This is a genomic window from Neobacillus bataviensis (assembly GCF_019969725.1).
Genome location: NZ_JAHXYW010000005.1, coordinates 256,840 through 270,492 on the forward strand (window position 1 = coordinate 256,840; position 13,653 = coordinate 270,492).

At 41.3% G+C, this 13,653-nt stretch carries 14 protein-coding genes; 7 read left to right on the forward strand and 7 right to left on the reverse strand.

What is annotated here, in order from left to right:
• Positions 1 to 19 precede the first annotated feature (19 nt).
• Positions 20 to 1,075 carry a FecCD family ABC transporter permease gene (locus tag LC455_RS15085; protein WP_223591979.1) on the reverse strand — a complete coding sequence of 352 codons (1,056 nt, stop codon included), beginning with the start codon at positions 1,073 to 1,075 and terminating at the stop codon, positions 20 to 22.
• On the reverse strand, positions 1,072 to 2,076 hold the full coding sequence (locus LC455_RS15090; RefSeq protein ID WP_223591980.1) for a FecCD family ABC transporter permease: 1,005 nt from the start codon (positions 2,074 to 2,076) through the stop codon (positions 1,072 to 1,074). The genes LC455_RS15085 and LC455_RS15090 overlap by 4 nt, the downstream gene beginning before the upstream one ends.
• 219 nt (positions 2,077 to 2,295) lie before the next feature.
• On the opposite strand from LC455_RS15090, the gene LC455_RS15095 reads away from it, so the two are divergent.
• Positions 2,296 to 3,249, forward strand: a complete 954-nt coding sequence (locus tag LC455_RS15095; RefSeq protein ID WP_440446404.1) for an ABC transporter substrate-binding protein — start codon at positions 2,296 to 2,298, stop codon at positions 3,247 to 3,249.
• A 190-nt stretch (positions 3,250 to 3,439) separates the two neighbouring features.
• Here the strand turns inward: LC455_RS15095 and rodA are convergent, their stop codons facing one another.
• Positions 3,440 to 4,615 carry a rod shape-determining protein RodA gene (rodA, locus tag LC455_RS15100; RefSeq protein WP_223591982.1) on the reverse strand — a complete coding sequence of 392 codons (1,176 nt, stop codon included), beginning with the start codon at positions 4,613 to 4,615 and terminating at the stop codon, positions 3,440 to 3,442.
• A gap of 88 nt (positions 4,616 to 4,703) precedes the next feature.
• Entirely contained in the window at positions 4,704 to 5,468 is a 765-nt protein-coding gene (locus LC455_RS15105; RefSeq protein ID WP_223591983.1) for a DUF4931 domain-containing protein, read from the reverse strand.
• 186 nt (positions 5,469 to 5,654) lie between these two features.
• On the opposite strand from LC455_RS15105, the gene LC455_RS15110 reads away from it, so the two are divergent.
• Positions 5,655 to 6,437, forward strand: a complete 783-nt coding sequence (locus LC455_RS15110) for an undecaprenyl-diphosphate phosphatase (protein ID WP_223591984.1) — start codon at positions 5,655 to 5,657, stop codon at positions 6,435 to 6,437.
• Between the two features lie 30 nt (positions 6,438 to 6,467).
• Here the strand turns inward: LC455_RS15110 and LC455_RS15115 are convergent, their stop codons facing one another.
• Positions 6,468 to 7,130 carry an FMN-dependent NADH-azoreductase gene (locus tag LC455_RS15115; protein WP_223591986.1) on the reverse strand — a complete coding sequence of 221 codons (663 nt, stop codon included), beginning with the start codon at positions 7,128 to 7,130 and terminating at the stop codon, positions 6,468 to 6,470.
• Between the two features lie 233 nt (positions 7,131 to 7,363).
• Here LC455_RS15115 and LC455_RS15120 point away from each other — a divergent pair, with 233 nt between their 5' ends.
• The 5 genes from LC455_RS15120 to LC455_RS15140 all read left to right on the forward strand — a co-directional run bounded on the left by LC455_RS15120 (position 7,364) and on the right by LC455_RS15140 (position 11,458).
• Positions 7,364 to 8,287 carry a substrate-binding domain-containing protein gene (locus LC455_RS15120; RefSeq protein WP_223591988.1) on the forward strand — a complete coding sequence of 308 codons (924 nt, stop codon included), beginning with the start codon at positions 7,364 to 7,366 and terminating at the stop codon, positions 8,285 to 8,287.
• Positions 8,281 to 9,147, forward strand: a complete 867-nt coding sequence (locus tag LC455_RS15125) for a substrate-binding domain-containing protein (protein ID WP_223591989.1) — start codon at positions 8,281 to 8,283, stop codon at positions 9,145 to 9,147. Before LC455_RS15120 ends, LC455_RS15125 begins: the two co-directional genes overlap by 7 nt.
• A gap of 23 nt (positions 9,148 to 9,170) precedes the next feature.
• The gene (locus tag LC455_RS15130) at positions 9,171 to 9,869 is read left to right on the forward strand and encodes an ABC transporter permease (protein WP_223591991.1); all 699 of its coding nucleotides are present in this window, start codon (positions 9,171 to 9,173) and stop codon (positions 9,867 to 9,869) included.
• Positions 9,866 to 10,609 carry an ABC transporter ATP-binding protein gene (locus tag LC455_RS15135; protein ID WP_223591993.1) on the forward strand — a complete coding sequence of 248 codons (744 nt, stop codon included), beginning with the start codon at positions 9,866 to 9,868 and terminating at the stop codon, positions 10,607 to 10,609. The genes LC455_RS15130 and LC455_RS15135 overlap by 4 nt, the downstream gene beginning before the upstream one ends.
• A 90-nt stretch (positions 10,610 to 10,699) precedes the next feature.
• On the forward strand, positions 10,700 to 11,458 hold the full coding sequence (locus LC455_RS15140) for a (S)-benzoin forming benzil reductase (RefSeq protein WP_223591995.1): 759 nt from the start codon (positions 10,700 to 10,702) through the stop codon (positions 11,456 to 11,458).
• A 19-nt stretch (positions 11,459 to 11,477) separates the two neighbouring features.
• Here LC455_RS15140 and LC455_RS15145 read toward each other — a convergent pair whose 3' ends face one another.
• Positions 11,478 to 12,851 carry a sensor histidine kinase gene (locus LC455_RS15145; protein ID WP_223591997.1) on the reverse strand — a complete coding sequence of 458 codons (1,374 nt, stop codon included), beginning with the start codon at positions 12,849 to 12,851 and terminating at the stop codon, positions 11,478 to 11,480.
• Positions 12,829 to 13,539 carry a response regulator transcription factor gene (locus LC455_RS15150; protein WP_223591999.1) on the reverse strand — a complete coding sequence of 237 codons (711 nt, stop codon included), beginning with the start codon at positions 13,537 to 13,539 and terminating at the stop codon, positions 12,829 to 12,831. The genes LC455_RS15145 and LC455_RS15150 overlap by 23 nt, the downstream gene beginning before the upstream one ends.
• Positions 13,540 to 13,653 lie beyond the last annotated feature (114 nt).

A 13,653-nucleotide genomic window follows, 5' to 3' on the forward strand; every position in this document is an offset into this window, starting at 1 on the left:
CTCCTTTACTTGTCTCGCTTTAGGCATTTCTAGTTTTAAATAGTAAGTAGATAAAATAAGGTGCACCTATTCCGGCGGTGAAAACTCCAGCCGGTACTTCTAATGGTGAAAACATTGTCCGCCCGATTAAATCAGCAATCATTACCAAGATTCCTCCGAGCAGAGCTGAGGTCGGAAGCAACGCCCCAAAGGAGGAACCAACTAATCTTCGCGCCATATGTGGTGCCATAAGTCCGACAAAACCGATGCCGCCAGCAAAGGCAACCGAACTTCCAATTAAAGCTGTGCTGATCATCAGGAGTAAAAATCGCTGTTTTTGAACTTTACCGCCCAAACCAGTTGCCACCTCGTCGCCTAGCTCTTGGATATTGATCGTTCTTGCGGCTGCAAAGGCTATGATCAGGAAGACACCAGTCCAAGGTACGAGTGTGGCAACGTTTTTCCAATTGGATCCGTATACAGTTCCAGTAATCCAAATGTTTGCCTGGCTTGCCTGATAAATCGGTCCCATTACCATCGTTAAGGTTGTTAATGCTTGTGTTAATGTGGAGATGCCAATTCCAATCAGTACTAACCTGATTGGGGAAACCCCATTTTTCCAAGCTAGCAAATAAACCAAGAAGGCAACAACGCCAGCTCCAATAAAGGCAGCTAAAGGAAGCCAGGCAATGCTGACGGTAAGGGAATGATTTTTATCGCTAAAAAGTGCGAGGAAACTTACAACGGCAAATGCTGCCCCGCCAGTAATCCCGAGCACATCCGGTGAGGCGAGCGGATTGCGGATCATCCCTTGTAAAATGCCTCCGGCTACCGCTAACGAGATGCCGACCATTAGCGCAATAATAATCCTCGGCAGGCGAAAGGATTGAATGACGAGCGTTTCCATTTCTGGCCCTGCACCGAATAAAACCTTTACAACGGTAAGCGGGTTAATCTTCATCTCCCCAGCGCCGGTGCTGATGATAAAAACTGCAGCGGTAATAATGGAAAGTACAAGAAAAATGATGGCTGCTTTTCGATCCAGTAAAAAGGACATTCGATTATTAAAAAGGCGGAAGTTTTTATATTTACTCATCGTGCATTGAACCCCCTTCTCGCGATGTAAATGAAGAATGGAGTTCCGATAATGGCCGTCATGACTCCGACAGGAACCTCGGACGGCATTAAAATATATCGTGCAGCAATATCTGCTGCTAGCAATAAAATTGCGCCTAACATCCCGGCAAATGGGATCACCCAGCGATGATTAATGCCGATAATCGATCTGGTAATGTGCGGAACCACAATCCCGACAAAGCCAATCGGTCCTGCCACAGCTACGGAGCCTCCCGCTAATAAAATGACTAGAATACCAATTGCTATTTTTACAAAGCCGGTATTTAATCCGAGTCCCTTCGCGACATCTTCCCCCATAGCGAGGATATTCATTTTTCCAGCAATCAATAACGAGCCCAGCCAGCCAATCCCAATGTATGGAAGCACGGAAACCAATGTTTCCAATTTTCGCCCTGAGACTGAACCTGCCAGCCAAAACAGCACCTGATCAAGCATGGCTTCATCCAAAACTAAAAGGCCTTGCGTAAACGAGGAGAACATAGCTGATATCGCTGCCCCTGCCAATGTCAGCTTCATCGGTGTTAATCCTTCCCGGCCAAAGGAGCCTATCGCATAAACACTTATGGCAGCAATAGCAGCTCCCAAAAAAGCTAGACCGCTGAAAGCTGTCAGACTGTTAACGGAAAATAAGGTCATGGCGACAACCACAGCAAAACCGGCTCCGGCATTAATGCCAAAGATTCCAGGCGACGCCAAGGGATTTTTCGTTAATGTTTGCATGAGGACGCCTGCAATCGCAAGGCTTGCTCCGACAGCAGATGCGATTAATGCACGTGGAAGTCTGACAGTCTGAATAATAATATGTTCATTGGACCCATTGTTATGGGTAAAGGCGTCAACCGCGATACCCCAGCTTGTATCGGTATAGCCATATACGATGCTGGCACAGATGAATCCAAGCATCAGCAAGATAACGAACAATAATCCAATCCATTTTGAAAAAGTACTTTTTAACAGCATTTTCGGATAAACCTTTCTATTAGGTTATTAATTTTAGTTTATCCCTAATTGAAAATGATTGTCAATTAAAATGAGAACGATTTTCAATAAAATTGTTGACAGGCGACGAGGTCACAATTTATGATAAGAGTGTCATTGAAAATGATTATCATTAACAACTAGCTAAGGGGGCTACATATTTTGAAGGCAATTAAAACAATACTTACTCTTTTTTCCGTTATGACTATTTTCTTATTAGCCGCATGCGGCAGCTCAACTGAGAAAACTGCCGGGGAAAAAGCAGAACCGAAGAAAACAGAAGAAAAACCATATACGATTGAGCACGCAATGGGTTCGACAACCATTAAAGGCACTCCAAAAAGAGTCGTTGTTCTCACAAACGAAGGTACAGAGGCAGTGCTATCTTTAGGAGTTAAGCCAGTTGGAGCTGTTCAATCTTTTCTTGGAAATCCATGGTACGACCATATTAAAAAGGATATGGACGGTGTTGAGGTAGTTGGGGTTGAAAGTGAAGTAAACGTCGAGAAAATTGCGTCATTAAAACCTGATTTAATTATCGGTAACAAGCTTCGTCAAGAAAAAATTTACCAACAACTAAGCGCTATTGCTCCTACCGTTTTTTCTGAAACGCTTAGAGGAGATTGGCAAGAAAACTTTAAATTATATGCAAAAGCTTTAAACCTAGAAGAAAAAGGAAATAAGGTTTTAAGTGATTTTGATAAACATGTTGCAGATGTTAAAGGAAAACTTGGCGATAAAGTAAATGAACAGGTTTCCATTGTTCGTTTTATGGCAGGTAAATCTCGTATTTATTACACTGATTCATTCTCTGGTGTTATTTTTGATAAATTAGGCTTTAAACGTGCTCCACAGCAAGAAGCGTTGTTTACGCCAGAAAATAAGCTTGGTAAACTTGCTGTAGAGGTAGGAAAAGAAGTGATTCCTAAAATGGATGCGGATCAGCTTTTCTACTTCACCTATGCGCCAAATGGAGATAAAGTTGCGTTGGATACTGCTAAGGAATGGACAAATGACCCACTTTGGAAGAATTTAAATGCTGTTAAGAGCGGGAATGTCCACGAAGTAAGTGATGCCATCTGGAATACTGCCGGAGGCGTGATTGCAGCAAACATTATGTTGGATGACATCGAAAAAATCATGTTAAAGAAGTAAAACTAAATATTGTGTAAAAAACCTTCCAAGTTTTTTATAAAAAGAGCGGGGCACGCCATGGTCTCGCTCTTTTTTGTTATGTTTTTCAGTTGAATAGAGCTGGAATTCCTCAGAACTTGGCATTTATTCCGCCAAACCCCTTTTCAAGCAACAAAAAAAAGAGCGACCGTGGTCGCCCAATCGATCAACGTTATGCCGTTGTCGAAAACATATATTTTTTATAATGGTAACGTATCGAGAAAATTAAGCCGAGCCCAAGCATGTTCCCCATTAAGGCACTGCCGCCGTAGCTGATAAACGGAAGCGGAATACCGGTAATGGGCAGAACGCCAATCGTCATGCCGATATTTTGGAAAACGTGGAAGGTAATCATGCTGATGACCCCGACACAAATATACGTATAAAAATTATTCTTTGTTTCCATGCCAACCTTCGTAATATGGTATATCAAAAGGAAAAACAAACTAATTAACACACTCGCACCGATAAAGCCAAATTCCTCGCCAACCACGCTGAAGATAAAGTCCGTATGACTTTCCGGCAGGTAAACTTCTCGATTGCCGTAGCCTTTCCCCCCGGTTTGGCCTGAGCCAATTGCGAGAAGGGATTTCGTCAGCTGATAACCAGCAGAGCTTTGAAAATTGTAAGGGTCGAGCCAGGAATAAATCCGGCCAAATTGGTACTGCTTTACGCCAAGATATTTTTCTAAAATGTCTGGTTTCCAGACAACAAAATACAAAATCGTTGAAGCTAGTACTGTACCAGAAGAAAAAATCGGTACAAGCAGCTTCCAGGTGATGCCTGAGATAAATATCATTCCTACTAATATCGCAATAAACACAAGCGAAGTTCCTAAGTCCGGCTGTTGCATCACTAGCATCAATGGCACCATTGTTACAATGCCCAGCTTTATTAACAGCCAAAAATCAGTTTGAATCGTCTTGTTCCCTTGATTTTTTTGATGGTGATCATCGATGACGCGTGAAAGTGTCAAGATAATAAATATTTTAACAAACTCAGAGGGCTGTAAAGAACCCATGGCCGGAACGATAAACCAGCTCTTTGCTCCATTAATCACCGGAGCAATGCTTGGAGGTGCGACTATTAAAAAGCCCAGAAGAAATAGTCCAAATCCATAAGCATACCAAGTCAGCTTTCGTAGTTGGTCAGAATCCAGCGTCATTACAGATGCGATAATCCCGCCGCCGACGGCGTACCATACCATTTGCTTAATTAAGAAATTCTCTTTGTATTGTCCGCTCGCTTGGGCGCTATAAATGGAAATACAGCTTGCTAAAAACAATAATAAAAGAATAAAAACAAGATTATAATCAAGTTTTGAAGTTGTGTTTTTATTGGAAGTCATGCGTAAGTCTCCACCTTAATAAAACTTGTACATTCCTCCATTATATTTTTTTCAAGCCTAAATCACAACTTCTAACCATTGAATGGATTTATTTACAAAAATAAATTCGTTTCAACTCCTCAGCCATCCACTCTAAATTATTCGGCACCTGTGGAAGACCATACCCGATATATAACGGAGTTGTCACAAAACGAGGAACAACCTTTGCGTAAATTTTTCCATCAAGATGATGAAAAAACACATTGTAGCTGTTTGCCTTAAAGGGAAAATAGTTGAGAATATAATGAACTGCAATTTGCAGGTACTCGGAGAACCTCTCCTGGTAACTCGAATCCGGCATTTCGATATTGAATTCATAGAAACCGACGCGGGGTTTTGTGGACAGAATCAGCCTGGAACCCTCCCCCTCATCAATCACAATACCCTGAAACATTTCATGACTTGCTTTTTCTTTATAATCCAGATCATGGAGTCCAATGATTTGCATATGGGGATGGGCGATTGTGCCGCCAGATAAAGGTCCATGATTTTTGAAAAAAATAACCGAACGATATTCTTTTGTTTCCTCCATCTCTAACCAATGCTTGATGCCGAACCTTATCAATCTATGTAAATGCTCTTTGGAATAGGTTGATAATTCAGCATGGCAATCATCTGTTTCAATTAACACCGTTTGATAGGCATTTTCTAGAACAGGATATTTATTTTTCAAAAGAATGATTGGACCGTCCACTGCAATCAGGCCGGTCAGCTGGTCCCTGTCACAAAAAGGGCAGGCCTGCGCTTTATTGCGGATACTTTCAGGCTTTTTGACACCGATTGAAGTATTAAAATGCAGATGTTTATTTTCCAAACGTGTATCTCCTCCCGGAAGGGCTTTATTCCTATTTTATGGGATAAGACAAACAAATTGCACATATTTTGTTTGAGTTTTTAATTGACCTTGTTGGCAAATAAATCCTAAAATAGAAGAGAATTTCAATAACTAGTTGGACATATCTTTTAATAGTACAAGTTTTTTTAGAATGTGAGGGAATGTATGTTAACGAAATTAGAAGCGTTGATACTTGGGATTATCCAGGGGTTAACAGAATTTTTGCCAATCAGCAGTACAGGACATCTCTATTTAGGAAGAAATTTATTTGGCTTGCAGGAAGCAGGTCTATTGCTCGATACGATGCTTCATGTCGGCACCTTGCTTGCTGTCTTTGTTTTTTATAAGGATGAATTTATTAAAATCATCAAAAAACCGTTCAGCAAATTAACGTTTTTGTTAATTGTCGGAACGATTCCTGCCGTTATCTTTGGACTTGCTTTTAAGGATTTTATTGATGAAATCTCAAAAACAGGTGTGACGATTGGCTGGGAATTTTTAATTACCGGTATTTTCCTATGGCTTGCTGATTCAGTGAAAAATGGCCATAAAAAAATGGACGACATCAGCTATAAGGATGCATTGATTATTGGAACATTTCAGGCGGTTGCGATTATGCCGGCGATATCGCGCTCTGGAATGACAATTGTTGCAGCTTTGTGGCGAAAATTGGACCGTGAAACGGCCGCCTATTTCTCCTTCTTATTATCAACACCAGCCATCGCAGGAGCCATTGTCTTGCAAACGAAGGATCTGCTCGGCGGTGCAGGAGAAGAAATCTCATTATCTGCCCTGCTCGTTGGGATCATCTCTTCTGCCCTCTTCGGCTATGTTGCGGTTAGATGGATGATTGGCTACTTGAAGAAGCATTCCTTAAAGCCATTTGCTATCTATGTTTGGGCATTGGGATTAATTGTGCTATTTTTCCAATTTACGGGTAAATTCTAATAAAAAATGCGACTCCCCGAGTCGCATTTTTTATTGTTTAACGGGCAGTACAGCCATTTCTCTGGCGGCTGCCGCCGCTTGTTCTTTAGCTTTTGCCATAATTTCAGGAACTTTTTTAGGAAAATGATCCATCCCTTCTGCTATGACCGTATCCAAGCTCTCGAAGCCTAGGAATTCGAATACCTTCTTTAAGTAACGATCCCCCATTTCAAATTCCACCATCGGTCCAGTAGAGTAAATGCCGCCGCGGGTTTGAATATGGATGGCTTTTCTGCCAGTGAGAAGCCCTTTTGCCCCGTGTTCTGTGTAAGTAAAAGTTTTTCCAGCAATAAATAAACAATCCATAAACGCTTTGACAATTGCCGGTGCTCCAAAGTTCCATATCGGTGTCACAAACACATAATAATCAGCAGCAATAAATCGGTCAGCTAGCGCATGCATTCTTTCAATTTTCGTCCGTTCCGCTTCCGATAGCTGATCTTTTGTATAGCCCATAAAGGATAATTTCGCCCGGGCATATAATAAATCCATATCGATGACAGGAATATCCATATCATATAAATGCCAGCGTTCGATCTCCACATCTGGCTGCGCTTGTTTAAATTCTTCTAAAAATACTTCCCCAATTTGCATACCCTTTGAAAGTTTTATATCATTTTTTGGATTTGCCGTAATATGTAAAAGCTTTGCCATTCGCTCCCATCCTCCAGCCACAATTTTAATTTCTACTACTATACTACAACAAACACCATCGCTCACAATTGAACAATAAGTGAAGTTTGTGAATTTTATATGAATCTCATTCTACTTTTTGAACAATTTTAGACAATTCTAAACAAAACTTAACGAAACTTAACAATACTTAACAAAAATCACTATTATTATGCTATTCTTTTTATAAAATAATGGAAAAAGGAGGGTGAAAAATGGAATTAAAGGCTTATACTCCTGATGAGGTAGCGCAAATCTTTCAAATCTCAAAGCATACAGTTTATGAGTTAATCAAAAGAGGCGAGCTTCAAGCCTTTAAAATAGGAAACAAAATGCGAATAGAGCATGCTGAGCTTGAGCGGTTCAAAGAAAATACGAAAGCGCCTTCAAGGAAAGAATCCAGCCCTCAATCGAATCAAGCAAGTTTCATAAGGCTTTCCGGCAGCCACGACTTTCTAGTCGAGCATTTTGCCAAGCAGGCCGCCCGTGATTTAAGTATGCAAATTCAGCCATCATACATAGGCAGTTTAGAAGGCTTAATGATGCTGTATCGGGGACAATGTGATATTGCGGCCATTCATCTATTAGATCCCGCATCACAAGAATATAATCTGCCATTTATCCATCAGCTATTTGTCTATGAATCTATTTTAGTTTTACGACTGGCTGCTAGAGAGCAAGGGTTTATTGTTGCGAAGGGCAATCCGAAAGGGATCCATGATTTTTATGACCTGACTCGAAAAGAGATTCAGTTTGTGAATCGCCAAAAAGGGGCGGGCACTCGCTTTTTGCTGGACTCGAAGCTTTCTAGCTGCGGGATTAATCCCTCTGGCATAAAAGGTTATGCAACCGAAGAATGGAACCATTTATCTGCAGCCTCCTACATAACGAGAGGTATGGCGGATGTAGCTTTTGGAATCCAGTCTGCCGCCAGCCACCTGGGACTTGATTTCATTCCTGTTGCCAAGGAAAATTTTGATCTCGTGTTTCGTTTTACTGAAGATAATAAACAAAGCCTGACGGACCTAATCCATTATTTGAAGTCCAGCAGCTTTAAAAATAGCTTGACGGATTTGGAAGGTTATTCAATTGAAGATTTAGGAAAAATCATCTATCAAACGGAGGAACTTACATGTTAAAAAAACATTATTTTGCAGCACTTTTTGCTTTCATGCTTTTGATTTTATCAGCTTGTGGAAATACCCAGACGAAAGAAGCAGATGCAAAAACGAAAAAGGCTGAACCTAAGGCAGCACCAACCGAAATGATTCTAGCAACTACCACAAGTACGCAAGACAGCGGCTTACTAGACTTCCTCATCCCTATGTTTGAAAAAGAAAACAACGTTAAAGTGAAAACGATTGCTGTAGGAACTGGTCAGGCACTTGAAATGGGTACAAAAGGGGAAGCCGATGTTCTGCTTGTGCATGCTCCTGCTGCTGAAAAAGCGGTTGTTGATGCCGGCGATGCCATCAACTACAAACGCGTTATGTACAATGATTTTGTTCTAGTTGGACCAAAGGAAAATCCTTCTGGTGTCAGCGGAAACGACATTCAAGCAGCCTTCAAAAAATTAGCTGAAACTAAATCTATCTTCGTTTCTCGCGGAGACGATTCAGGTACTGATAAAAAGGAAAAAGGCATCTGGACTCTACTAAACATTAAGCCGGCAGGCGATTGGTATGTTTCGACTGGCCAAGGAATGGGACAAACCTTACAAGTTGCAGCTGAGAAAAAAGGCTATGTATTAACTGACCGCGCAACCTGGCTTGCTCAATCTAAAAACCTAAGTGACATGCAAATCGTTGTTGAAGGCGGCAAAGATTTAATGAATATCTATCACGTTATGCAGGTAAATCCTGAAAAACATGATAAGATTAATAGCAAAGATGCGAAGAAATTTGTTGAATTTATGATTGATCCGAAAACTCAAGATGTCATTGAGAACTTTGGCAAGAAAGAATACGGACAATCCCTATTTATTAAGTATACGGAATAGAGAAGGATGTTTAGGAGGCTACCATGGAACTGCTAATCGATGGACTGAAGAAAGCGACAGAGATGATTTTTTCCGGGGATCCAGAGGTATTTGCGATTACCTGGCTGACTCTAAGAGTTTGTCTTATTTCCATTTTAATTAGTACGCTAATTGGATTGCCTCTTGGTCTATTCCTTGGTTTAACTAGCTTCAAAGGCCGTAGACTACTATTATTATTTATTAATATTGGTATGGGCTTGCCTCCTGTTGTGGCAGGACTTTGGATTACGATGTTTCTGTGGCGTTCAGGCCCTCTTGGTGATTTCTCTTTACTTTATACGCCAACGGCGATTGTCATGGCACAGATTCTGGTTTCTCTTCCTATTGTAACGAGCCTGACCTGCTCCGCCTTTCAGCAAATCGATGACAAGATGCTTTTGCAAATTAAAGCGCTAGGAGCAACAAGGGTGCAGTCCTTAATCATTCTTTTAAAACAATCAAAGATTGCGATCATGGCGGCCATTATGGCAGGCTTTGGCCGTGTCATTGCCGAAGTGGGCGCCGCGATGATGGTGGGCGGAAATATCCAAGGGGACACTCGGATTCTCACCACTTCCATCGTGATGGAGGTTTCAAAAGGAAACTTTGATATCGCCCTAGCCCTTTCCTTTATTCTTCTGACGGCTGCCCTTTTGATTACTGCAGCGTTAACTTTTTTACAGCAAAGGAAGCGATTTTCGTGAACCCGTTAATTGAGCTGAAAAATATCACCTTTACAGCCCAGCATAAAACGATTCTGGATATTCCTCATTTCCAGATTCAGCCTGGCGAATTTCTCGGCGTTATGGGACCAAATGGAGCGGGCAAAAGCACTCTATTAAAATTGCTATCCTTTCTGGAACGAAGCAGCAGCGGTGAAATCCTCTACCGCGGGCAAGTCATTACAAAGGGAAACGCACCGCTTGATTTACGAAGGAAGTTCTCGATTGCCCTCCAGCAATCGTTACTATTGGATGGAACTGTCTATCAAAATATCGCAATCGGCTTAAAACTACGAAAAATTTCTAAAGTCGAAATCAAAGAGAAAGTTGAACATTGGCTGAATCTCTTTGGGATCAGTCATTTAGCGAAAAAAAATGCGCTACACCTATCTGGAGGAGAGGCGCAGCGGGTTAATCTAGCACGAGCGATGATTGTCGAGCCGGAAATTCTTTTTCTCGATGAACCGTTTTCAGCCTTGGACTTCCCTACCAAAATTAAGCTGATGGAAGATTTCAAGCAGATTATAAGTGAAACAAAAACGACAGCAGTGTTTGTCAGCCATGACCTTATGGAAGTCAATTACTTAACAAATCGGCTTGCTATTATCATTAATGGTGAAGTAAAACAATCAGGACCAACCCCCATGGTCCTCGAACATCCCAATTCATCCACTTCCCCCTTCCTTAATGAGTGGAAAAAATTCTATCCAGTTGCACGTTAATTGCAGTTCCATTTGGGACTGCTCTTTTTATTTGCTTTGAAAAATGGGGGAGAATAAAATAGTTATGAGTTACTTTAAGGGGGAGTTTTTTTGAAATATGCGGTCATTACGGGAGCCTCAAAGGGATTAGGAGAGGCTATAGCCAAACGGCTGATTCAGGAGCAAATCGCGGTTGTTTCTGTTTCGCGCTTTGAAAATGATGAAATTAAAAAGCTGGCATGGGAAAAAGGCCTTTTCTATCAGCATTATTCTTGTAACCTTTCATTAGAGGAAGAAGTCCAAGAAGTATTTATGGAAATTGCCCATTATATTTTTCAAAAGAATCCAACAGAAATCCTGCTATTTAACAATGCAGGTGTCATTGAGCCCATCCATATGGTTGGCCACCTTAATCAAACGCCAGTCATTCGAAACATTCAAATCAACTTAATAACCCCCATTCTGATTACGAATTTGTTTTTAAGTAAAGCGCAGCTCACTGAAACGCTAGTCCAAGTCATCAATGTCACTTCCGGTGCTGCAGTCCGGTCGATTGAAGGATGGAGTGTGTATTGCAGTTCCAAAGCAGGGCTGAATATGTTCACGCAAACGGCTGCCTTGGAACAAGCGGAATTAAATTCGAATCATAAAATTATTGCCTTTAGCCCTGGGGTGATGGATACGAACATGCAGGAAACCATTCGTTCATCTACTAAGGATGCATTTAAGGACCTTGAGCAATTTAAAGAATATAAAGAAAAGGACCTATTATTAAAACCCGATATCGTAGCAAATGCTTTAATAGAATTCCTACTTAGCGGAAATCTCGAAAGCGGAAAAGTATATCATATCAAGGATTTATTAAAATAGGCCCTACAAATGCAGCGGCCTATTCTTCTTGCGGAAACCAAAGGGTTATGCTCGTTCCTTTATTCAGCTTGCTTTTTACTTTTATGACCCCTTTATGGGCATCCATTAAAGCTTTAACAATGGATAAACCAATTCCTATGCCGCCTGTTTTCCGGTCACGCGATTTATCACCGCGATAAAAGCGCTCGAAAATATGGGGGATATCGTCTTCGGCCATACCTGAACCCTCATCTTGGATTTTAAAACCGACAAAGCCTTCCATTTCGGTTTCGACAGAGATGGTGACATTTTTTCCTTCCGGCGTATATTTCAAAGCATTGTTGAGGACGTTAGAAAGAATTTGCATCAAGCGGTCCTTGTCTGCTTCGAACAATTCCTCTTGGCCATGTTCTTCAATATGAAGCTGAACTCCCTTTTCTTTAAACAAGGGCATAAACATTTCCCATAACGCTGCCAGTACACTTCCAGCATCTAATTCTATTTTATCAAGCCTGATTTGCGGATTTTCCGCTGCGAGCAATTTTTCTAATTCATTCACAAGTCTTACTAAGCGCATCAATTCTTCATGACTGGTCTCGAGGCGCTCACGTGTCGGCTCCCAGATACCGTCCTGAAAAGCCTCGATTTGACTTCTTAAGGTGGCGAGCGGTGTGCGCAGTTCATGAGCAAGATCGCCAGTAAACTGCTTCCGAAGCATTTCTTCTTTCGCCAAGGATTCAGCCAAATTATTGAAGGAGATGGCAATTTGCTTTACCTCTGCGGGTAAACCTGATAAGGGAATGCGAATGCTCAAGTTGTGCTGCTGCAATTCCCCCGCCGCAAATGAAAGCTTCTTTAAACCTGAGGTTAATTTTTTTGAAAAAAGCATGCTGAAGATAATCGCCAAAATGATTGTTAAACAGACAGCTGCCAGGATGTATAATTGGATCGTTTGGATAAAGGTATATTCATCGTCAATGAGGCCTTCCGGATAGATGGCAACCAGCTTGCCGATAATGGCATTATCGACTTTCAGGGTATAGGTTTTCGAGTGCCACTCCTCCCCGTCCGGTGTCGGTTCGGTTAACCCTAAGCTATTCAGCATGCCACGAATGTTTGAGGAATCCATTTGCAACTGCCCGAAGCGGTCATACAATTGAAAGTAAAGCTGATCGGTCATCGCGTGCTCGTGTAAGAGTCCAAAGACCGGATCGCTTGTAAAATGGCCATTTTTGCGATAATCCTTCTCAATTTCCGTGATGATTCTATCTATCTTTTTTTCCCGGTTTCGGTCTAAATAGCTGTGAAAGCTTTCTTCAAAGCCATACTGGATAAAAAAGCTGACAATTAATATTCCGATCATCGAGATGAGTACTAGGTAAAAAAGAATTTTAGACCGGAGTGTTTGCAGCATCGAGCACCCCTCCAAATTTGTAACCCATTCCAAAGACTGTTACGATAAAATCTGGCTGCCTTGAATCCAGTTCAATTTTTTTACGAAGATTTTTAATATGAGTATCGACGCTCCGCTCGTAGCCCTCATAATACATGCCTTCATCCTGGATTTTTTCTAATAGGTCCATTCTGCTGTATACTCGTCCTGGGTTCACCGCCATATTGGTTAGCAGTTTATATTCAATCGGAGTAAGGGTTACATATTGTCCATTTACAGTTACTTCTTTTTTATCCAGGTCAATTGACAGTTTTTTTCTATTAAACTCCAGACGCTCTACTTTTTCTGTCTTTTTCGCACGTCTTAAAATGGCTTGGACACGAACGACGACTTCTCTCGGGCTGAATGGTTTTGTTAAATAGTCGTCTGCCCCCATTACAATCCCGTTGATGCGGTCATCCTCGGCCGATTTGGCGGTCAGCATGAGAATCGGTACATCGGAATCTTTTCTGACGAGACGGCATACCTCTTCACCTGATATGTCAGGAAGCATTAAATCTAGTATGACTAAATCAGGTCTGATGGTTTTGACTTTTTTTAAGGCATCGATGCCATTATCGGCACTATGTATTTCATAGCCTTCTCTTTCCAGGTAAGCTTCGAGAACTTCTATGATTCTACGTTCATCGTCCACTAATAATATTCTCATTATGATCACTCCCCATATCTTAACTATATCATCATAGGTCTGTGATTTTTCTAACTTCACAAATTCACCACAAGTTCTTCATAACATCTTCAATTTTTCCCGCTAAGATGTAAG